The organism is Kribbella pratensis (assembly GCF_004365355.1).
Lineage (GTDB): Bacteria > Actinomycetota > Actinomycetes > Propionibacteriales > Kribbellaceae > Kribbella.
In genome coordinates, this window is record NZ_SODP01000001.1 from 2,292,063 (window position 1) to 2,313,040 (window position 20,978).

The window sequence follows — 20,978 nt, forward strand, 5'->3', positions numbered from 1 at the left end:
TTCAGCTAGGCGCCATGCACATCGGACCTGGCACGAGGGCCCCAGTCGATAAGAGACGGTCGGAACGCCGATGGCGCCAAGATCGCCTTCCGCTGGCTTCCGTCGGGATGCATGCGATAAAGACCGAACAGGCCGCCGATCTCTAGTCTGAACACGACCCACTGACCGTCGGGCGAATACGATCCGAGGTATGCATTCGTCTCGCCATCGTGGAAATGAGTGACTTCTCGAACAGCCGAGCCATCCGGGCGCATCGTCACGATGTTCGCCGAATCTGCGGGATGGAAGTGGTTCGCGTTCTCGGTCACCGCGATCCGACGACCGCTCGGGGCCCAGTCCGCCTTGATCGTCTCATCTGCCGTGAACGGTCGAATCTGCCTGATATGACGACCGTCGACGTCGGCCGTGAACAGGCCTTGTGCCGGCTCCAGGTTGGGCGGCGGACCCGTCACCGAGCCGTCGAAGCCCTGGAAGCTAAGGGTCTTGCCATCCGGCGACACGTTGGGGTCGGTCACGAAACCGTTGGGGAACGGGCCGAGTAGTCGGCGCTGGTGGCTGCCGTCGCTCGACATACGCCAGATCGCATCGTCGTTGGTCGCGATGGTGAAGCGCTCGAAGTAGATGGTCCGTCCATCGGGCGAGAACGACGGTTGGTCGTCGAAGACGCCCGCCGGCTGTGGCAGCACTTTGAGCCGGGATCCGTCCGGTCTGGCGACGGCAATCCGGACCGAGTCTTCGCTGCCGATGGAGAAGACGATGCGGCTGCCATCCGGCGCCCAGTCGACGTTGACGGCATCACCGTCCACGCGCGTGATCTGACGAAGATCCGTGCCGTCGGGGCGCACGGTGAACAGTTGGCTGCCGGCGTCTGTTCCCGCCGTGAAGGCGATCAACCCGTTCCGGCCGGGAAAAGTAGCCTGAGCTGATGTCGGAACTGCGACTGCCACCAAGATCACTGCGAGAAAGATTGCTGCCTTCGACCAACGGGTCGACATGGTCCCCACCCCCGTCCCGAGGCGGCACGAGGACTGATTCCCCGCGCCTCCCATCGGGATCACTCCATCAAATCCCTGCCACCCGCAAAGGGCAAGACGGCGGACGAACCCGCCGGCGTTGCAGCGTTTGATTGAAGACGGAGATCGAGGCACTCATCTGAACCGACCTGTAGGGGCATGATCCAGGCGTCGTCCAGCACAGCGGCGCGGGCTTTTCCGACCAAACGATTCATCCCCGTCGACCGACTCCCGATTTTCGGAGCGGGTTGTAGCTCAACCCGTCGAGACGCCTAACCGTTGCTGTGGGCAACGGCGCGCTATGAGGGACCGGCGGTGGGTAGACGGATTGTGAAGGTGGAGGTTTCGGTGAGCGTCACGATGCCGCGGTGGCGTCGGGCGATTTCGGCGACGATGGAGACCACGGAAGGTTCCAGCCCGCTGCAGCACTTCTACGCCACCTGGCGGACCCTGCGGAGCGCCGGAGGATCGTTCGAGCTCGCGCTCGTCACCAACCGCGGCTTCGACGCCCGCCACCCCATATTCGCACAGCCCGCAGGCTGTACGACGGCCACCTGCAGGTCGACAGCATCCGCGTCGCGGGATCTCGCTCGAAGCTGGGCAAGGCGCGCGTCAGCTGGGCGAAGCACCTCGAAATCGACGCCGGTGAGCTGCTCGACTTTCTGGGCGACCTGCAGCTCCTGCCTGAGGGCAGCGAGTCGTCGGTGGACAAGCTGGCGCAGGCGATGATGCGCACCACGAGCCGATCCAGCGATGGATTCCAGGCGTGATCACATCCTTGACGACGTAGCCGCCAGCGACGTCATCGGCATCAAGGAGTTCTTCCACCTTCTGCCACCGGCCGTAGACCGCATATCGGGTGTACCGCGGGTCTCCAGATCTCCGCGATGGTCGAGTGCTGGGCACCTTCAGCCGGTGCCCCTCCCGCGCCGTCCGAGGATGCGGGTGCCGCCCGCTGTCGGTCAAGATGCACTCCCACGGCGCCTGCGATCAGCGTCAGCAGCAGAACAGTTCCAAAAGGCCCTCGGCCACCACAAGCGCCATCACCGGGTGCTGCCGGAACCACGGATCACGTAACACCGACGTCCGAAGGGGCCACGCGAATTCAGTCATACCCTCACCGATAGCTCGCCCGCCAGGTCGAGCACAGGGACGAAAGTCCTGTGTTCCCAGACGCATCGGCTGCTGCCCTTCGATGCGCGCCGTACGCCGCTGGGCCAGACCGGACCGAGTGGCGAGAACCCAGGTTAGGGATCTCGATGCCGCATTGGGCGACACCGAGCTCGCGGGCTCCCGCCACGCGCAACACCATCCTCCAATAGGAGATCAGGCGGTGATCGCGGTCAGTGCTCTGCCTCGCGAGCACGTTCATGAATCCGTCAGCGTTGAAATCGCCCGGCCCGAAAATGGACGTCATCGCATTCCGGCCGCTACCGAAACGCTTCCAGATCAGCCAGCTGCCCCTGTTCAGCCTCACTGTCGTAGCCCTACAACTCCAACAAACCGGACTAGCGCCCTTGGCTCTAGGGCCAAAGGTCCCGAGTGTGTTGCTTCTCGTATTTGCACGCTCACGCATCGGCAATGTACGGCGCCAGGCTCCCGCTCACGAGCCTGGTCCAGCTCGGCCTCGGGACTGTGGCCCAGCGAACTCGGGACCTTTGGCCCGGGTATCTCTTGCCGACGGCGCGGCACAGTGTGGGTGACCCTGTCCGGTCCGTACCCGAGCCGGTCCCCTGCAAGGGTCGCTCACAGGCCGACATGACGCACATTCGTGGAGAGGTGACGGTCGAGGAGGTGTTCGAGCCGAGCAGACGAGCACCGATCCTGCGCCGCTGCCTCGAATTTGCACCAAGGGCGCGAGGTCACGTACCCAAACCGGCGAGGGGCGGGACCAAAGTCCCGACTTCGAGGGCCAACGGACCCGCACCGAGCTGCCGGCGACGTGTCAGGCTGTTGTCCTAGGCAAGCATTCATGGGGGAAACATGACAATCGAGTCGCGGACCATGCTGCCGACCAGGTCCGGCTGGGCACTTCACGTCACCATGCAGGGGATTCTGCCGACGAACGCGGCGGAGGTGGTGTCCGAACGCCTCCTGCCGATCCTCGGTGCATCGGCCGTCCATAGCCGGGTGCGACTGGCCCGGCTGAGCGAGCCTGACCTGGTCCGGCCGATAGTTGCCCAGCTCGACGTACAACTCGCCCGGCACCGGGTTCGGGCCCAGGTGGCAGCTGCTACGACGTCGGAGGTCGTCAGCATGCTCGCGGTCCGCACCATCGGGCAACTGCACCCATTCCCGGGAGTCCTTGCTCCGTGCCTGCGCGACCAAGCGATCAGCACCTCGCCGCCTACGCCGCCGGAGCTCCTGCCGCCGTTCGCCCGCCGTTTGGCCCGTCACAAGTTGTGCGAGCCGGCGGCGATGACTGCCAACGAGGCCATCGGCGTACTCGAGGCGATGGACTACCGGTTCCACCTGTTCCGGGAGCGGCACAGCCGTGAGGACAGCGTCGTCGTCCGGAGCGCTTCGGGCAGCTACCGGATTCTGCAGTCGCTGCCCAACGCGATCGGCATCGAAATCACGTCGCCGCCGATCGTCCTGACGGCCGCACACCGGCTCACCGTCGCGGACGCGACCGCGTGGCTGGACCTCACCGGCGCACCGTTCGAGATCTTCGTCGATCGGGCCACCGGGCGTGTGTCTGTCCTCTACGCGAGATACGACGGGCATTACGGTCTCCTGGCACCGACGCCGGCGTTGCGGCGAAGGCGAGCCGCCGGCCTCAGGAGCAGCCGCGGATCATGGTGACGGCTCGGCCGGCAACGATGCCGGCAGCGGCGTGACCCGACGCCACTGCCGGCAAGTCCACTCCCGCTCGGATGGAAGGAAGGTCAGCCTCCTAGCCGGCTCGGTAGAGCGAGCCGCCGCCGGAGATGGCAACGGCCACGGCGCGGCCGCCGACCTTCAGCGATACGACGAAGGTCGTCCCCGACCAGTAGGTCTTGTAGGTGACCCCTCCCGAAGCTCGGATCGGCACGACGAACGACAGGATCGATGCCGTTGTGCCGGAGCGGGCCAGCATGATGGTCGGTGCAGACCGGCGGACGTAGCTGCTCGGGTAGACCCAGCCCTGGATCGGGTTGGTCTGGGCCTGCTTGACCAGGATCGCGCCGGCCGGCAGCGCCTGCTTGAACGGCACCTGGAACAGGATCGTCTTCGTCGTGTCGCCCGCCGCGATCGCGGTCGCGGTGGTCCGCGAGTACACAGTCGCCTTCTGATCGGACGGCAGATGCCACAGCGTCTGGAACGCCTGAGCGGTTCTCGCCGATGCACGGTCCCACGTCACCAGCAGGTCCGGGTCCTTCAGCACCAGCACCGAACGCACGCGACTGATCCCACTCCCCGGCGCATCGCTCAACACATAGGCCTCGGCGTTCGTCTTCACCGATGACGCCGTCAGCCGGGTCGTCGGGTTCAGGTACGTCGACAGCGGCGTCGTCAGGTCACTGTGCGCGCTGGGACTCACGGCCCAGGTCCGATAAGCGCCGGCGTTGTAGGCCGCATATCCGCCGTCGACGATGATGTCTCGCCCGCGCGCCGTGTACGTGATGCTCGTGTGGTCGAAATGCCCGTGGAACGCCCGCGGCGGACCGAACCTGATGCTGTACGCCGACTCGCCCGTGAAACCTCTCGCAGGATCAGTGCCCCAACCGGTCCGCCCGAACACATACCCGGCGGAATAGATCCCGACCCGCCACGGCGGCACCGTGCCTTTCGTGCCCAGTGAGCCGGCATACTCCATCGGCGTTCCCACCCACGGGTACGTCGACTGCACCTCGGTGTCGCCGAGTTGATGAAGTTTGCCGAGCGAGTTCGTCGCCAGTGCGAGCCACTTCCCGAGCAACGCCCGCCTGGTCGCCATCGTCGTACCAGGGTCGACCCCGCCGTTCTGCAACACCGCTATGGCGCGGCCCCACAGGGAATAGTTGAACGACGCATACCCGGTCGACTGCTCGTTGGTCGATCCCTGCGTGTCGATCGACGTCGTGATTCCTGCCCCCAGCCGCTGCACGGCGAGGTTCTTGTAGTCGGCCCGATTCAACGTCACCCCAACGCCGAACAGCGCGATGCTCTCATCGGTGCCGTGGTTCCACGCGCCGCTCCAGTAGTTCGTCAGGAACCTCGCGTGACTCAGCAACGCCGTGTCCAGCCAGGCGTAGCGAGTCGGCAGCGTGGTGACCTTCAACCCCGACAGGATCGCCTGACGCAGGCAGATCAGCACATTCGTCCGGTGCATGGTCGACTCCCACGCGCCGACATTCGCCTTCCACGAGTACGGGTTGTCGCGGTACCAGTCGTAGGCAATCGTGTTGACCCGCGTCAGCGCGGTCAGGTTGCCCTGGCCGGCCGCGATGATTCCTTGCCCGAGCCAACGCAGCGAATGGAACCACATGTACCAACTGGCATTCTTGTACGGGTTCGACGCCCAGTTGATGTTGCCGCCGCCATTGCCGACCTTGTACGCCGCATACGGCCCCCACTGGAACTTGTCGACGTACAGATTCGCCAGCGGATTGGTCTTCTCGATCCCGCTGAACCCCGAGCACGCATAGAACGGCGCCGCCAACGACTGGACCTGCTTCTTCCCGATATCGGTCGCCGGCGCGGCAGTCGGCGGTACGACATTTGTTGCCCCCGGCACGAACTGGGACTCGCCCGGTTCAGGCAGTGCGGGCAGGATCGGGATTCCAGGTGTGACCGTAGGTGGTGCCGTCGCTCCCGTCGCTGCGCCGGCTGCCAGCACCACCGCGGCTAGCCCCAGGGCCACCGCGGCCCGTGTTCTGTACTTCATAGCCTTCGCCCTCCCCCACCGCCGCCGAACAGCAGCGGTGCTTCGAGCGTGCGACCGGTTGCGACCACCTCCCAGGGCCAAACGTCCCGTTCTGGTCAGGACCAGTACCCGAATTCCACGCCGGCCCCGGGAGACCGACAGCGCAGGGCCCGTGACCGGTGGCCCTGGCTCGGCGCAGCGGTGCCAGCCAGCAGGCTCTGAACCCACGTGCGGCGCGCGTCATCATCGGGCTGCCAGTTGTTCCAGGCCTTGGTGCCTGGTCAGCGTGCTGTCTGACCTCGGTTCAGCGAGTGTCGCTCTCGGAAGCCGTGGCGCCGACGGAGGCGCGGCCGGCTTCGAGGCGGGCTATCGGGATGCGGAACGGGGAGCACGAGACGTAGTCGAGGCCGGCCGCGGCGAAGAAGGCGATCGAGGCGGGGTCGCCGCCGTGTTCACCGCAGACGCCGATCACGAGGTCGGGGTTGCCGCTGCGTCCCTCGGCGACGGCGATCCGGACGAGCCGGCCGACGCCTTCGACGTCCAGGGACTCGAACGGCGAGACTGCGAAGATGCCCGCGTCGAGGTAGCGCGGGAAGATCGACGCCTCCACGTCGTCGCGGCTGAACGCCCAGGTCAACTGGGTGAGGTCGTTGGTGCCGAACGAGAAGAAGTCCGCGGACCGGGCGATCCGCTCCGCTCCCAACGCCGCTCGCGGTACTTCGATCATCACCCCGATCCGGATCGGTACGTGGGCCCCGGTCCGATCAGCCACCTCGGCCAGGACCCGTTCGATCTCCTGCCGGACAAGACGCAACTCGACGTCGCCCGCCACCAACGGAACCATGATCTCCGGGCGTACCGTCCAGCCCTCCGCCGTCACAATGGCGGCGGCCTCGGCGATGGCGCGCGTCTGCATGGCGAACAGCCCGGGAATAAGGATCCCCAGCCGGACACCGCGGAGCCCCAGCATCGGGTTGCTCTCGTGGATCCGCTGGACCGCCGGCAGCAGGCTCTCCGCGTCGGCATCGGGAGAGCCGGTGGCCTGGCCGACCGCCACCCGCACCGACAGCTCCGTGAGGTCGGGCAGGAACTCGTGCAGCGGCGGGTCGATCAATCGCACCGTCACCGGCAGACCGTCCATCGCGCGGAAGATCCCGGCGAAGTCATCACGCTGGAGCACCAGCAATTCCTCGAGCACAGCCTCCTGCTCGGACGCGCCTTCGGCCAGCACCAACCGCTCGACGAGCTTGCGGCGCTCGCCGAGGAACATGTGTTCCGTCCTGCACAGCCCGACTCCGCCTGCACCGAACCGTCGCGCACGCTCGGCGTCGGCCGGAGTGTCGGCGTTCGCATGGACACCGAGCCGGCGCCGGCCATCGGCGTGACGCAACAGCCTGTCGACCGCCCGAACAAGATCATCTGCCGCGGAGAGGTCCAGGCGACCTTCGAAGTACTCCACCACTGGTGATGCGACCACCGGAACCTCGCCGCGGTAGACGACACCTGCGGTCCCATCGAGCGAAAGCATGTCGCCCTCCTCGATGACGGCCCCCTCGTCCGTCACCGCACGGCGCGCGACCGGGTCGACTGCCAGGCTCTCGACACCACAGACACACGTCTTGCCGAGACCGCGCGCGACGACCGCGGCATGGGAGGTCTTACCGCCACGCGTGGTGAGGATCCCGACGGCTGCAAGCATTCCGGGCAGATCGTCGGGGTTGGTCTCCCGACGGACCAGCACGACCTTCCAGCCCTCGGCGGCGTATCGACGCGCCGCGACCGAGTCGAAGGCTGCGACTCCTACCGCCGCACCCGGTGAGGCTGCGACACCGCGGGCCAGCTCAGGTACGTCGTGCTGCCCGTCGAACCGTGGAAACATCAGCTGTCCGAGCTGGGCGCCCGTGACGCGCAACAAGGCCTCGTCGAGGGTGATGAGTCCCTCGTCTACCAGCTGCACGGCGATCCGGAACGCGGCGGCAGCCGTTCGCTTGCCGACTCGTGTCTGCAGGATCCACAGCCGTCCACGCTCGATCGTGAACTCGATGTCGCACAGGTCGCGATAGTGCTGTTCGAGCGTGGACATCACGGTCAGCAGACCGGCGTGACTCACCGGATCGAGGTCGGCCAACTTGGCCAGCGGCACGGTGTTGCGGACGCCGGCGACGACGTCCTCGCCCTGGGCGTCCTGGAGGTAGTCCCCATAGACGCCGTGCGCACCCGATGCGGGATCGCGCGTGAACGCGACGCCGGTTCCGCTGTCCGGTCCGCGGTTGCCGAAGACCATTGCCATCACATTGACCGCCGTGCCGAGGTCGTCCGGGATCTGCTCCTGGTGACGGTACAACTGCGCCCGAGGCGTGGACCACGAGCGGAAGACGGCCCGCACCGCGAGGTCGAGCTGCTCGGCCGGATCCTGCGGGAAGGGACGGCCGGCTTGCTCGGCGATCACCTGCTTGAGCGCCGAGCACGCCCGTTCGATCGCGCCGGCAGGAAGCTCTTCAGGAGTCGCGACATCCCACTCGGCATACTCCGTGGACACGGCCGCCTCCAGCAGCTCCTCCGGTACGTCGAGGACCGTCCGCGCGTACATCTGCAACAGCCGCCGGTACGAGTCCCAGGCGAAGTGCTCGTCGCCCGAATGCTTGGCCAGACCATGCACCGATTCGTCCGTGAGCCCGATGTCGAGGATCGTCTCCATCATCCCGGGCATCGAGAACTTCGCACCCGAACGCACCGAGATCAGCAACGGATCAGCCGGGTCACCGAGGCCGCGGCCCATCGTCCGCTCCAGCCGGCCGAGGTGCGCAGTGATCTCCTCGGCCACTCCGGCCGGCAGGTCGCCGTTGTCCAGGTACTCACGGCATGCGGTGGTCGCGATCGTGAACCCCGGCGGCACCGGGAGCCCCATCCGGGTCATCTCCGCGAGATTGGCGCCCTTGCCGCCGAGCAGATCCTTCTCGGCCATGCTCCCCTCGGCGAAGTCGAAGACGTGGCGATCGGTCGGCAAGGTGCTCATGTGCGTGCCTCTTCGGTGCTCGGGCCGGATGTCCAGCGCCAGTTGCGTACCTCGGGAAGGTCCTCGCCGTACTCGATGATGTGGGCGTGGTGGCGCGCGCGCTGATCGGTCAGCCATTGCCGGACCTGTACGGCGCGCCGGCCGAGATGCGGGACGCGGTCGATCACGTCGATCGCGAGGTGATAGCGGTCGAGGTCGTTGCGGACGACCATGTCGAACGGCGTCGTCGTGGTGCCTTCCTCCTTGTAACCGCGGACGTGCAGGTTGTCGTGGTTGTGCCGCCGGTAAGTCAGTCGATGGATCAGCCACGGATAGCCGTGGTACGCGAACACGACCGGTTTGTCGGTGGTGAAGAGCGCGTCGAACTCGGCGTCGGTGAGGCCGTGCGGGTGCTCGGTGGCGGGCTGCAGGCGCATCAGGTCGACGACGTTGATCACACGGATCCGCAGGTCTGGCAGGTGTTCGCGCAGCAGGCTCACCGCCGCCAGCGTCTCCTGGGTCGGTACGTCGCCGGCACAGGCGAGCACCACGTCCGGGTCGCCCTGGTCGTTGGTGGCGAAGTCCCATACCCCGATGCCGCGCGCGCAATGCAGTGCGGCTGCTTCCGGAGCGAGCCAGTCGGCCTGCGGTTGCTTGCCCGCGACAACGACATTGATGTAGTGCCTGCTGCGCAGGCAGTGGTCGGCGGTGGCGAGCAGCGTGTTGGTGTCCGGCGGCAGATACACCCGGACAACCTCGGCCTTCTTGTTCACCACATGGTCGATGAAGCCAGGATCCTGGTGCGAGAAGCCGTTGTGGTCCTGCCGCCACACATGCGAGGTCAGCAGGTAGTTGAGCGATGGGATCGATCGGCGCCACCGCAGCCCGCGCGTGACCTTGAGCCACTTGGCGTGCTGGTTGACCATCGAGTCGACCAGGTGCACGAAGGCCTCGTAGCAGGAGAACCAGCCGTGCCGCCCGGTCAGCAGGTATCCCTCGAGCCAACCCTGGCAGGTGTGCTCGCTGAGGATCTCCATCACTCTGCCGTCCACGGCCAGGTGCTCGTCGGTCGGCAACACCTCGGCGTTCCAGGCCTTGTCGGTGACCTGATACAGCGCATCCAGGCGATTCGACGCCGTCTCGTCCGGGCCGAAGACGCGAAAGTTGCGTTCGGTCGCGTTGGCACTCATCACGTCACGCAGATAGTCACCCAGAACCCGCGTCGGTTCGTGGTCGGTCGCCCCGGGGACTGGCACAGGTACGGCGTACGACGCGAGGTCCGGCAGCTTCAGGTCTCGCGAAGCCGGCCCGCCGTTGCTGTGCGGGTTCGAGCCCATCCGGCGATCGCCCGAGGGCACCTGGTCGAGAAGGAGGTCGATCGGTGAGCCCGCCTCGTCGAAGAGTTCCTCGGGGCGATAGCTCTGCAGCCACTGCTCCAGTAGCCGGCGATGGTCCGGGTTACCCCGCACGTCGCTCACAGGCACTTGATGCGCCCGCCAGGTGCCTTCGACCTGCACGCCGTCGACCTCGTGCGGCCCGGTCCAGCCCTTCGGCGTACGCAGGACGATCATCGGCCACGGCCGCCGCGGCGTACCGCTCACCGCCCGGGCCTCGGACTGGATGGCGGCGATCTCGTCGAGCACCTGCTCGAGCGTCGCCGCGAGCTGCTGGTGCACGTGCTCGGGCTCGTCGCCGTCGACGAGGTACGGCCGATAGCCGTAGCCCTCCAGCAGGCTGGTCAGCTCGTCGTCGCCGATCCGGGCCAGGATCGCCGGATTCGCGATCTTGTAGCCGTTGAGGTGCAGGATCGGCAGTACCGCGCCGTCGGTCCGCGGGTCGAGGAACTTGTTCGAGTGCCACGACGCGGCCAGCGGACCGGTCTCGGCCTCGCCGTCACCGATCACACAGGCGACGACGAGATCCGGGTTGTCGAGCACCGCGCCGTACGCGTGGCTGAGCGAGTAGCCCAGCTCACCGCCCTCGTGGATCGAGCCCGGCAGCTCCGGCGCCACGTGGCTCGGGATCCCACCCGGGAACGAGAACTGCCGGAAGAGCCGCTCCATCCCGGACGCATCTTGCGGTACGTCGGGGTAGGTCTCGCTGTAGCTGCCCTCCAACCAGGTGTTGGCGGCGATCGCCGGACCACCATGGCCGGGGCCGATCACGTACATCATGTTCAGGTCGCGCTGCCGGATGACCCGGTTCAAGTGCGCGTAGAGGATGTTCAGCCCCGGAGTGGTTCCCCAATGGCCCAGGAGGCGTGGCTTCACGTCCTCCGGCCGCAGCGGCTGGTGGAGCAGTGGATTGCGCATCAGGTAGATCTGTCCGACCGACAGGTAGTTCGCGGCACGCCAGTACGCGTCGAGCGCGTCCACCTCGTCGGCGCTGAGCGGCTTCTCCAGGATCTCGTACATGCTTCGACGTCCTCCGAGCGATCGCTGAGTGGATTGCCTTCACTGTCGCGCCCGGGCATGACCGGCAACTAGGGACCGACGTCCCGGCCGCGTTCGCCAGAGGTCCCATTGCTCTGCACGAACGCCTGTGCACCGAGGACTTTCGGCCCTACTGCGACAAGGCGTGGCAGAACATCGTGGGTTTGTTCACCCGAGGAGGCCCCATGACTGCGCAGCGACCGAGATCCGATCACTCCCGGCTGGAGGTGCTCAGCAATGCGGATTGTCTCCGCCTGCTCCAGTCGGTTCCGCTCGGGCGACTCGTCTACACGTACGGCGGCCTCCCCGCGATCCGCCTGGTCAACTTCCAGGTCGACGACGACACGATCGTGTTCAACACCGGGCCAGGTGACAAGCTCCGGGCGGCCGAACGTGGCGACGTGGTCGGCTTCGAGGCGGACGACGTCGACCCGGAGCGCCACACCGGCTGGACCGTCACAGCCGTCGGACACCTGTCGATGGTCACCGACGACGAGACCGCCGCGCTGCGCCGCAGGCTGCCACTGCATTCATGGCTGCCGATGGACGACCCGGCGCTGGTCCGCCTGGGGATCGAGTCCGTCCACGGGCGGCGTCTGGTTCCGTGGGCACAGCGTCCACGTTCGGGCGCGTAGGCCATACTGCTCACCGGCACGCCGGTTCACAGACACCGTGACTGTGCGTATGGTGAGTGGGTGGCTGAAGGCCCACAGGGGCGCGGGAAATGGGACGAGGGGGCGCTGGAGTACGCCGGTCTGTCCCGCGTGCGCCTCGATGCCCTGCTGCAGGAACTGCTCGGTCGCGTCGACGAGATCATGGACTATCAGGAACGCCTGCGGGCGTTGCTCGACGCGGTCGTCGGCATCGGCGCGGACCTCGACCTGAACAGCACCCTGGACCGCATCGTCACCGCCGCCTGCGAACTCGCCGGAGCCCGGTACGGCGCACTCGGCGTCGTCGGCCCCGACGGCAAACGGCTCGTCCGCTTCATCACCCACGGCGTGACCGACAAGGAGATCGCCGCCATCGGCCCGTACCCAGAAGGCCACGGCATCCTCGGACTCCTGATCGAACACCCCGAACCGATCCGCCTGCACGACCTCGCCGAACACCCGCGATCCTACGGCTTCCCGAGCAACCACCCGCCGATGAAGAGCTTCCTCGGCGTCCCGATCCAGACCCGTGAACACGCCTTCGGCAACCTTTACCTGACCGAGAAGACCGGCGGCGCAGACTTCACCGAGGACGACGAACGCACGGTCACCGCTCTCGCTGCCGCCGCGGGCGTCGTGATCGACAACGCCCGCTTGTACGCCGATACCGAGCAGCGTCGGCGTGGCCATGAGGTCACCGCGGAGATCACCCAGCTGATGCTCGGCGAGTTCGACGCCGAGCAGGCGCTCCAACTCATCGCCCAGCGATCCCGGGAACTCTCCAGGGCGCAGGTGGCAGCCGTACTGCTTGCGGACGGCGACGAGCTGGTTGTGCGCGCCGTCGACGGACCGCCCGAGTTCCACCGATTCCTGGGCCGTCACATCCCTGCCGACCTTCCCGTGCTCGGCCTGGCGACGACCAGGGACGAGCAGGTCGTGATCGAAGACCTGGCACAACTGCTGAAGGACGCCGGGGTGTCCGACTTCCCCGAAGGTGCGAATCTCGGCCGGACGACGATGGCGCCCCTGCCGGCCGGCAGCTCCGGTACCGGAGGCCTGCTCGTGGTAGCCGCCGAACAAGGATCAGCCACCCGGGTTTCGGAGAGTGCCGACCTGGTCCGGATGTTCGCCGGTCAGGCCACCCTGGCGCTGGAACGCGCCCAGGCACAACACGACCGGGACATGCTGGCGGTGCTCGAGGACCGCGACCGGATCGCCCGCGACCTGCACGATCTCGTCATCCAGCGACTCTTCGCCACCGGGCTACAGCTCCAGGGCATGCAACGGCTCGTGCGACCGGAACACCGAGAGCGACTCAGCCGCGCCGTCGACGACATCGACATGACGATCCATGATCTTCGCGCCGCGATCTTCGAACTCCAGCAAGCACCGGATGCCAGCTCATTGCGCGGCGACATCCAGACACTGGTCTCCGAATACGCCGAACCGCTCGGATTCAGGCCCCAACTGATCTGCACCGGCCCGATCGACACCGTCGTACCTACCCCCGTCCGGCCACAGATCCTCGCCACGATCCGCGAATCGCTGTCCAACGTCGTGCGGCACGCGCAGGCCTCGCACGTGACCGTCGAGGTCACGGTCGGCGCCGGCCAAGTGATCGCCCGGATCTCCGACGACGGTGTCGGCATCGGCTCGGGCAGCCGCAGCAGTGGCCTGCGCAACCTCACCGAGCGCGCTCAATCACTCGGCGGCAGCGTGCAGATCAGCGACAACGAGCCGCATGGCACGGTGGTCGAGCTGACCGCGCCGACCGGCGACTGATCGGCGACCGGCAGCCGAAAGACCTTCCGACTCGGGACTCTTGCCTGCAGCGCCGCGCTCCTCTGACGGCGAGGCTGAAGGAGAGCACCAGTGGGAGGAGCCTCCAGTGGCTGACCAGCAGTTGCCGGCAGAACATGTCAACGCTTTGCTCGAGGCGGCCGTCGCCGCACCCAGCATGCACAACACCCAGCCCTGGCGGTTCGAGGTCAGCGGGCACGTGATCGACCTCTTCCTTGACGACTCACGCACTCTGCCCGCCGAAGACCCAACCGGCCGGGCCATGAGGATCGGCGCCGGCGCCGCGGCCTTCAACCTGCGCTGCGCGGCCGCCGCCCTGGGCTATGGCACCTGGTACGGACTCGCACCGTACGCCGAAGAGCCCGACCTCCTGGCCCGCATCGTCATCGAACCGAGCAGCACGACGGACGAGGCGTTGAGTGTGCTCGCCGAGGAGATCCCCCACCGCCGCACGGACCGTCGTCCGACCGATTCCACGCCGTTGGCGGAGAACGTCCGGATCGCTCTGCTGCACGCGGCGTACGTCGAAGGTGCCGAACTGAGCTGGCTCGGCGCGGCCGAGATCCACACCGTGCTCGATCTGGTGCTGGATACCGACCTGCGCGAGATCAGCGACTGGCATCGCCGCGCCGAACGGGCCCATTGGGTCGGCGGCGCGCGGACGACCGACGGCGTACCGAGTTCGGCGCTCGGGCCGCGATCGACCAGCTATCCGTCCACCGTCCGCGACCTTGCCACTCAGCCTCTGGACCGGATGCGCGAGCAGTCGGCCTTCGAGGCCGATCCGGATCTCGCGGTCCTGTCGACCGCCTACGACGAGCCCGCGGATCAGGTCGCCGCCGGGGCCGCACTCGAACGAGTCCTGCTGACCGCGACCCGGGCCGGCGTCAGTGCGTCGTTCCTGAACCAGCCGCTCGAGTTCGAGGACCTGCGCCGCAAGGTGCAGAGCCTCACCGGGCAGCCCGGGCACGCCCACATGATCATCCGTTTCGCTCACAGCCGGCCGGGCCCGCACACAGCCCGTCGCCCGGTCGCCGACTTCGCTCCCACCGACGAGCAATCATGACCACCTCTTCGGCGATGTTGCCGGGCCGACCAACAGTCGTGCGCTACGGCTGCTGGTTCTTCTTGGAGTGTTCGATAGCGAAGACGGCAGCCTCGGTACGACGTTCGAGGTTGAGTTTGCGCAGCAGCGACGACACGTAGTTCTTGACCGTCTTCTCGGCGAGATAGAGCGACTGGGCGATCTGCCGGTTCGTCTTCCCCTCGGCGATCTCGGCCAGGATGCGTCGTTCCTGGTCGGTCAGCGAGGCATACCTCGGGTCCTCGGCCTCGGCCGGATGGCGGAGCCGGTCAAGGACCTTCGCCGTCATCGCAGGGTCGAGCAGCGACTCGCCGGCAGCCAGGCTCCGGACCGCGTCGATCAGGGTCTGGCCGTGGACCTGCTTCAGCAGATACCCCGAGGCTCCGGCCATGATCGCGGTGAACAGCGCCTGGTCGTCCGAGTACGACGTCAGCATCAGGCAGGCCGGCGGCTCGTCCATCAGCGACCGGACCTCACGGCAGACGGTGATCCCGTCGCCGTCGGGCAGGCGGACGTCCAGCACGGCGACATCGGGACGTACGGCGGGGATCCGCGCGATCGCCTCCGCGGCGGTCCCAGCGTCACCGACGACCTCGATGTCAGGCTCCGCGTCGAGCAGCTGGTGCAGTCCCAGCCGGACCACCTCGTGGTCGTCGAGCAGAAACACCTTGATCGCCATACCGACTCCTTCGGATTCCGGACACTCCTCCGAAGGATCGCTCCCGCGGTCAGCCGAGGGCCAGGGTCAACGGTCCCGGGCCCACCGGGACCTTCGGCGGGAACGGGCCGAGCGGCCCTGGTCGCTCAGGACATCGGCCCCTGCCCGCCCGGGCCCGGAATTGATTGTCTGAAGATGGCACATCGATGCGAAAGGGACTGCGATGGACAGCAGGTCACAGACCACACCAACGCCGAGCGACCTCGGCCTCCGGATCCGGCGGCGCCGGCTGGCGCTCGGCCTGAGTACCGCGGAAGTTGCCGAACGCACCGGCTCGAGCATCGAACGCATCGAGCAGATCGAGACCGGCCCGTTCGCGCTGACCGGCGGCGGACTCGTCCGCCTGGCCCGCGCTCTCGACACCGACGTCGACGATCTCACCTCGCCGCGCCGTCCCCGGACTCCTCACCGCGCGCCGATCGCGCCGGTCCTCGATCCGATGCGCCGCGAGGAATGCATCACGCTGATCGACGCCCGTGACGTCGGCCGGATCGCGTACAACCGAGCCGACGAGCTGGTGGTGATCCCGGTCAACTACTGCCACCTCAACGGACTGATCATCTTCCGGACCGCGGCCGACAGCGCGGTCGCGCAGTACGACCTGGCCCCGGTCGCGTTCGAGCTGGACGACCTCGACGAAGGAATGCGAGAGGGCTGGAGCGTCCTGGTGAACGGGATCGTCCGTCCGGCCACGCCCGAGGAGAGCCAGCTCGCCCGCGGCCGGGTGGAGCCGTGGGCCGGCGGCACCCGCGAGACCTGCATGGTCGTCGAGCCCCACCGCATCACCGGCCGACGCATCCGGTCCGGGTGAGCACGAGAACACGAAAGGGGTCGCACCGTCGCCGGACGGCGAGGCCCTTTTCGTGCTTTGTCAGCGATCCAGCTCATGCTCGCGCAGGCATCCCCGCGCCGACCATCCAGGCCGTGCCGGAACCGATCGAATGCATCATTGCTGCTCCTCACGGCTCCGATCGGATCAGTACGTCGGCACGACGGCGTCGCTGTGCCGGGAGCTGTGCAGCTCGTGCCCACGCTCGGCCGTGGCCGGGTGATGCGGCACGACGGCAACCGGGCACGTCATCGCCGCGACCGAACGGCGCGCCACCGGGTCGATCGGCAACGGGCCCGCATGCGCCCCTACCACGACCAGCCCCACGTCGGCGCTCTCGCGCACGAGCGCGGCGGCCGGCTGGCGACTGCTCAGGAACCGCGTCACCTTGACGGCCGGGAACCGGCTCGTCCACCGCGCGAGTGTCTCCGAGAGCATGTGATCCGCCCGGCTGATCCAGGTGTGGTCCGGATCGCCGTCGTCGAAGGCGTGCTCAGCCGGCAGTCCGGCGTGTACGACGACCAGGTCGGCTTCACGGCCGGCGGCGACGCCGAACGCGAACTCGAGTGCTTCCGTGCACAGCGCCGTACCATCGATGCCCACGGCAACCTTCCGGTCGAGCAGCGACGGCTTCCAGGTTGCCGGTACGACGACCACCGGGCAGCCGGCCCGGCCGGCCAGCGTCAGGCTGACCTGCGTGTTGACAAGGCGCTGCGCGCCCCGGCTACGGGACCGCCTGACCACGAGCATCCGCGCGTTCCGTGCCGCGTGCGCGAGTACCCGCACCCGCGATCCCTCACCGGCGACCGCGGCCAGCTCGGTCGCATAGCCGTCACGATGCCGGACATGCGCGACAGCTGCCCGCAGCGCGTCGTCCGCGTGCTCGGCCGGAGACCTCGGGGCGTATCCCGGCATCATCGGCGTGTACGAACTGTGCGCGGAGTACGGCGCGACCAGTACGAGTTCCGCACCGGCCCGAAGCGCCTCCGCGGACGCGTAGTCCACCACTCGCAGGTTCTCCGCACTGCCGTCGACCTCGACCACCACGGGTCCGGTCCGGTTCCAGGTACTCATCTCACGTGCCTTCCTTCAATTCACTCCGGCTGCCGAAACGATCGCCAGCGGGCAGGTTGCGTGGTGCAGGACACCTCGGGTCACCGAGCCGAGGAGGAAGGACGCCACCTTGGTGTGGTGGCGGGTGCCGATTACCAGGAGCTGGGCGTCGGCCTGCTCGGCGGCGGTGATGATGCCGTCGATCGGGTGACCCCGGCGGACATCGGTCCGGATGGTCAGCTCCGGGTATTTCGCGCGCCACTCGGCGGCGACGTTCTCGAAGTGGCGCTCGGCGTTCTCGGACCATTCGGCGCTCACCCCGGCCGAGTTCATCGCGTCCCAGCTGAGGACGACCGGCAGGTCCCAGACGTGCACCAGCCGGACCGGCAGGTCGCGCTCGATCGCCGCGGCGATCGCGAACTCGATGACGGCGGCGTTGTCGTCGCCGTCATCGAGGGCAACGAGCACCGGTCCGGCGTGATCGGCAGGCTTCCAGTGGTCGGGCACGATGACGACGGGCACCGACGCGTACGCCGCGACCGCTTCCGAGGTCGACCCGATCAGCAGGCGTTTGAACGTCCCCATGCCCCGCCGGCCGACAACCAGCATCCGGCTGCCGGCGGCGAGCTCGACCAGCGTCCGGGCTGGTGCCCCGGCTCTGAGGTCGGCTTCGTGGTCGAGCCGGCCGGCGCTCTCGTCCAGGTACTTCTGGACCTGGTCAACCAGCTCCATCGACGCGTCGTCCACCGCGTCCGGCTCCCAGCCCGGTGAGCGCCGGAGCTTCTCCTCGATGACGTGCACCGCGTGGAGGGGCTCCCGCCGGAGCAGACACTCCTGCAGGGCCCACTCCAGCGCGCCGGTGTCCCGCCAGGAGCCGTCGACTCCGACGTGGATGACCGGCTTCACAGTCATCTCGGTCACCGCAGCCACGGGTACTTGCGGACAAAGTTTAGGCTGCTCCACCACTTGCCCAGACCCCATACGTTGCCAGCGGCAACCAGCGCGAGAACGATCAGCGTGATGGCGCCGAGGATGTGGTCGTCCAGGACCGGGTTGTTCTCCGGCGGCAGGTTCGCCGACCACATCAGCAGGTACAGCAAGGTCCCGGCGACAGCCGCGATCCGCATCCCGATGCCGAGCGTCAGCGCGAGCCCGATGCCGGCCAGGCCGATCATGAACAGCGGCGTGACCCACCAGTCACCGACCAGCGAGTGGTAGAAGCTGCTCATCGGGCCACTGGTGCCCTTGCCCAGGAAGCCGGCCGTCGGATCGCCACCGTCGATCCAGCCCTTGCCGGACGGGGTCGCGTAGCCGAGGCCGAACAGCTTGTCGACGAAAGCCCACAGGAACTCGAGCCCGAAGGCGATCCGCAGTACGGCGATCGCACGCCCGGCCGCCGTCGTGATGACGGGGAGCCGATCGCCGTCAGGCTCCATCGCAGGAACCGGCAGGCGGCTCTGATGCGGCGTGGTGGTCATGATCTCGTCCTTTCGTTGATTCCGACACTTCGATCGTGGCTGCTGGGAGCCGCCGCGGTCAGGGCCGTTGTCACCCGAGCGCCGCCAGCCAAAAGGCCCGTCGACTTCGGGACTCATGCCGCTGGGCCACGCCGCCGGCCGGGGCCAGGCTGGAGAGCACGAGACGACGACGATCGGACCGCAGATGAACACGACCGCAGTTCTCACCGACGACGAGGTGGGCATCCTGCTCGCAGCCGCTGTGCAGGCGCCGTCGATCCACAACACACAGCCCTGGCGCTTCGAGGTCCAGGGCCCGGTGATCGACGTACTCCTCGACGAGGAACGCACGCTCGCCGTCGCCGACCCGGTGGGCCGTGCGGCCCGCATCGGGATCGGCGCAGCGGTCTTCAACCTCCGGGTGGCTGCCGGGATGCTCGGTCACGAGTCGCGCGGCGTGCCGAACCCGGACCCGATGCTCCCTCAGGTCGCGGCTCGCCTCTTCCTCGCCGCCCGGACGTCGCCGGTGCCCGACCTCAGCCGCCTGTACGGCGAGGTCGGTCGACGGCATACGTACCGCGGTCCCCTGCTGAGCCGCAGCGTGCCGCCGAACGTGCTGCACAAGCTCGACGAGGCGGCCCACGCCGAGGGGGCCGACCTGCATTGGCTCGGTCCGGCCGAGGTGACCGAGCTCGGCTCCATGCTGCGGCGGGCCGACTCCGACGATCTGCACGACGAGGACCGCCTGCACGAACGCCTGCAGTGGATCGGCGGGGATCGGCCAGCTGACGGCATCCCTGCCAACGCGCTCGGTCCGCTCCCGGCTCGCCACTCGTTGGTCCGCGACCTGTCCGCCGGCTTCGACAGCGCTCAGCGCAGCCGGGCCGTGTACGAGCCGGACCCGACCATCGCCGTGCTCTGTACTCCGGACGAGGACACCGCCGCCTGGGTGCGAGCCGGCCTCGCCCTCCAGCGGGTCCTGCTGGTGGCGACGACGTACGACCTTGCCGCCTCGTTCCTCAACCAGGTGATCGAGCGCACCGAACCGCGGTACCAGCTCCGGGACCTGATCGGCGACCACTCCTGGCCGCAGATGGTGATCCGCATCGGTTACCCCGCACAACCCGCCGGCCGGACGCATCGCCGCGACTGGCGCGAATCCTTCGACCAGTGGTTCTGATCCATCCAGACCGAGGAGACCGATCATGTCTGTCCAGTCCGCGCCCGTAGTCGTCGGATACGACGGCTCGCCGTCGAGTCATATCGCGGTCCGATGGGCGACCGCGGAAGCCGTCCGTCAACTGGCGCCGCTGCGGATCGTCGAAGCGTTCGAGCTGGTCGTCGTCTCGCGACCGTCACCCGGCGGAGCCGCACCGCTCGAAGCTCTGCGCGCGAACCGCCAGAAGGGCCTCGACGCCCTCGCTGAGAGGATCCGTCTCGAGCACCCGGGGCTACCGGTCGAAACGTGTCTCGAGGGCGGCATGGCTGCCCGGACGTTGGTCGAGCAGGCCGAGCAGGCCCGGCTGGTTGTTCTCGGTTCACGCGGTCTGGGCGGCTGGAGCGGGCTGATGGTCGGGGCGGTCGCGGCACAGGTGAGCACACATGCCCAATGCCCGGTCATCGTCGTTCCGACCGAGCGGCCCCCACACACCGATGAAGGACGAACGGTGGTCGTCGGTGTCGACGGTTCGAAGGCGTCCGTGAAGGCGATCGACTTCGCCTTCGACCAGGCCGAGTGGATGCACGCGCAGGTGGTCGCCGTCCACGCGTGGACCTCGCCGTTCGTCACCTACACCGACGACGTGTCGATACTCCAGTTCGACGAGGAGAAGGTGAAGGAACAGGCCCGCCTGCTCGTCGCCGAGTCCCTGGCCGGCGCGGCCGCCGATCATCCCGATGTGCGGTGGACGACCGACCTCGTCAGCGGCTCAGCCGCCGAGGCGCTCATCCGCCGGGCCGACTCGGCCGACCTGGTCGTCGTAGGCTCCCGCGGCCATGGCGGTTTCACCGGCCTGCTCCTCGGCTCCATCGGCCAAAGCGTCCTGCACCACGCCCACTCCCCTGTCGCCATCGTCCGCTGACCTCGCGTACGACCTGGGAGTTCTGTCGTGGTCAA

16 protein-coding genes are annotated in these 20,978 nt (G+C 67.7%); 8 read left to right on the forward strand and 8 right to left on the reverse strand.

The window, feature by feature from the left end:
* Window positions 1-5 precede the first annotated feature (5 nt).
* Window positions 6-995, reverse strand: a complete 990-nt coding sequence (locus EV653_RS10905; protein ID WP_166679340.1) for a TolB family protein — start codon at window positions 993-995, stop codon at window positions 6-8.
* 386 nt (window positions 996-1,381) lie between these two features.
* On the opposite strand from EV653_RS10905, the gene EV653_RS10910 reads away from it, so the two are divergent.
* Complete coding sequence (locus tag EV653_RS10910; protein ID WP_134101007.1) at window positions 1,382-1,783, forward strand: hypothetical protein; 402 nt, start codon at window positions 1,382-1,384, stop codon at window positions 1,781-1,783.
* A 1,213-nt stretch (window positions 1,784-2,996) separates the two neighbouring features.
* Entirely contained in the window at window positions 2,997-3,818 is an 822-nt protein-coding gene (locus tag EV653_RS10915; RefSeq protein WP_134101010.1) for a sigma 54 modulation/S30EA ribosomal C-terminal domain-containing protein, read from the forward strand.
* A gap of 91 nt (window positions 3,819-3,909) precedes the next feature.
* Here the strand turns inward: EV653_RS10915 and EV653_RS10920 are convergent, their stop codons facing one another.
* The 3 genes from EV653_RS10920 to EV653_RS10930 form a co-directional block, all read right to left on the reverse strand.
* Window positions 3,910-5,862: a heparinase II/III domain-containing protein gene (locus EV653_RS10920; protein WP_134101013.1), complete on the reverse strand. Its 1,953-nt coding sequence runs from the start codon at window positions 5,860-5,862 to the stop codon at window positions 3,910-3,912.
* Window positions 5,863-6,145: 283 nt separating this feature from the next.
* Window positions 6,146-8,857 (reverse strand): pyruvate, phosphate dikinase, encoded by a 2,712-nt coding sequence (gene ppdK, locus EV653_RS10925; protein WP_134101016.1) that lies wholly within the window; start codon window positions 8,855-8,857, stop codon window positions 6,146-6,148.
* Window positions 8,854-11,250, reverse strand: coding sequence for a phosphoketolase family protein (locus EV653_RS10930; RefSeq protein ID WP_134101019.1), 2,397 nt, complete (start codon window positions 11,248-11,250; stop codon window positions 8,854-8,856). The genes ppdK and EV653_RS10930 overlap by 4 nt, the downstream gene beginning before the upstream one ends.
* Before the next feature lie 203 nt (window positions 11,251-11,453).
* Here EV653_RS10930 and EV653_RS10935 point away from each other — a divergent pair, with 203 nt between their 5' ends.
* The 3 genes from EV653_RS10935 (at window position 11,454) to EV653_RS10945 (ending at window position 14,787) form a co-directional block, all read left to right on the forward strand.
* Entirely contained in the window at window positions 11,454-11,903 is a 450-nt protein-coding gene (locus tag EV653_RS10935; protein WP_134101022.1) for a pyridoxamine 5'-phosphate oxidase family protein, read from the forward strand.
* Window positions 11,904-11,963: 60 nt separating this feature from the next.
* Entirely contained in the window at window positions 11,964-13,703 is a 1,740-nt protein-coding gene (locus tag EV653_RS10940; RefSeq protein WP_202871537.1) for a sensor histidine kinase, read from the forward strand.
* A gap of 106 nt (window positions 13,704-13,809) precedes the next feature.
* Window positions 13,810-14,787 carry an Acg family FMN-binding oxidoreductase gene (locus EV653_RS10945; protein WP_166679341.1) on the forward strand — a complete coding sequence of 326 codons (978 nt, stop codon included), beginning with the start codon at window positions 13,810-13,812 and terminating at the stop codon, window positions 14,785-14,787.
* 43 nt (window positions 14,788-14,830) lie between these two features.
* On the opposite strand, the gene EV653_RS10950 is transcribed toward EV653_RS10945, so the two are convergent.
* Window positions 14,831-15,484, reverse strand: coding sequence for a response regulator (locus tag EV653_RS10950; protein ID WP_134101028.1), 654 nt, complete (start codon window positions 15,482-15,484; stop codon window positions 14,831-14,833).
* Between the two features lie 202 nt (window positions 15,485-15,686).
* On the opposite strand from EV653_RS10950, the gene EV653_RS10955 reads away from it, so the two are divergent.
* Window positions 15,687-16,334, forward strand: coding sequence for a pyridoxamine 5'-phosphate oxidase family protein (locus EV653_RS10955; protein ID WP_134101031.1), 648 nt, complete (start codon window positions 15,687-15,689; stop codon window positions 16,332-16,334).
* Between the two features lie 165 nt (window positions 16,335-16,499).
* Here the strand turns inward: EV653_RS10955 and EV653_RS10960 are convergent, their stop codons facing one another.
* The 3 genes from EV653_RS10960 to EV653_RS10970 are packed head-to-tail and all read right to left on the reverse strand — an operon-like array spanning window position 16,500 to window position 18,883.
* Window positions 16,500-17,426, reverse strand: coding sequence for a universal stress protein (locus EV653_RS10960; RefSeq protein ID WP_134101034.1), 927 nt, complete (start codon window positions 17,424-17,426; stop codon window positions 16,500-16,502).
* Window positions 17,427-17,441: 15 nt separating this feature from the next.
* A complete protein-coding gene (locus EV653_RS10965; RefSeq protein WP_166679342.1) occupies window positions 17,442-18,317 on the reverse strand; it encodes a universal stress protein in 876 nt (291 codons plus the stop codon).
* 5 nt (window positions 18,318-18,322) lie between these two features.
* On the reverse strand, window positions 18,323-18,883 hold the full coding sequence (locus EV653_RS10970; protein ID WP_134101040.1) for a hypothetical protein: 561 nt from the start codon (window positions 18,881-18,883) through the stop codon (window positions 18,323-18,325).
* Between the two features lie 184 nt (window positions 18,884-19,067).
* On the opposite strand from EV653_RS10970, the gene EV653_RS10975 reads away from it, so the two are divergent.
* Together EV653_RS10975 and EV653_RS10980 are read left to right on the forward strand one after the other, a co-directional pair.
* Window positions 19,068-20,042 carry an Acg family FMN-binding oxidoreductase gene (locus tag EV653_RS10975; RefSeq protein ID WP_134101043.1) on the forward strand — a complete coding sequence of 325 codons (975 nt, stop codon included), beginning with the start codon at window positions 19,068-19,070 and terminating at the stop codon, window positions 20,040-20,042.
* Window positions 20,043-20,067: 25 nt separating this feature from the next.
* Window positions 20,068-20,943, forward strand: a complete 876-nt coding sequence (locus tag EV653_RS10980) for a universal stress protein (RefSeq protein ID WP_134101046.1) — start codon at window positions 20,068-20,070, stop codon at window positions 20,941-20,943.
* Window positions 20,944-20,978 lie beyond the last annotated feature (35 nt).

Bases quoted from the DNA above. Each gene is read 5' to 3' on its own strand.
- EV653_RS10950 (WP_134101028.1), bottom strand. From the start codon at position 15,484: ATGGCGATCAAGGTGTTTCTGCTCGACGACCACGAGGTGGTCCGGCTG.
- EV653_RS10935 (WP_134101022.1), top strand. From the start codon at position 11,454: ATGACTGCGCAGCGACCGAGATCCGATCACTCCCGGCTGGAGGTGCTC.
- EV653_RS10965 (WP_166679342.1), bottom strand. From the start codon at position 18,317: ATGACTGTGAAGCCGGTCATCCACGTCGGAGTCGACGGCTCCTGGCGG.
- EV653_RS10960 (WP_134101034.1), bottom strand. From the start codon at position 17,426: ATGAGTACCTGGAACCGGACCGGACCCGTGGTGGTCGAGGTCGACGGC.
- EV653_RS10930 (WP_134101019.1), bottom strand. From the start codon at position 11,250: ATGTACGAGATCCTGGAGAAGCCGCTCAGCGCCGACGAGGTGGACGCG.
- EV653_RS10970 (WP_134101040.1), bottom strand. From the start codon at position 18,883: ATGACCACCACGCCGCATCAGAGCCGCCTGCCGGTTCCTGCGATGGAG.
- EV653_RS10920 (WP_134101013.1), bottom strand. From the start codon at position 5,862: ATGAAGTACAGAACACGGGCCGCGGTGGCCCTGGGGCTAGCCGCGGTG.
- EV653_RS10955 (WP_134101031.1), top strand. From the start codon at position 15,687: ATGGACAGCAGGTCACAGACCACACCAACGCCGAGCGACCTCGGCCTC.
- EV653_RS10980 (WP_134101046.1), top strand. From the start codon at position 20,068: ATGTCTGTCCAGTCCGCGCCCGTAGTCGTCGGATACGACGGCTCGCCG.
- ppdK (WP_134101016.1), bottom strand. From the start codon at position 8,857: ATGAGCACCTTGCCGACCGATCGCCACGTCTTCGACTTCGCCGAGGGG.
- EV653_RS10905 (WP_166679340.1), bottom strand. From the start codon at position 995: ATGTCGACCCGTTGGTCGAAGGCAGCAATCTTTCTCGCAGTGATCTTG.
- EV653_RS10975 (WP_134101043.1), top strand. From the start codon at position 19,068: ATGAACACGACCGCAGTTCTCACCGACGACGAGGTGGGCATCCTGCTC.
- EV653_RS10915 (WP_134101010.1), top strand. From the start codon at position 2,997: ATGACAATCGAGTCGCGGACCATGCTGCCGACCAGGTCCGGCTGGGCA.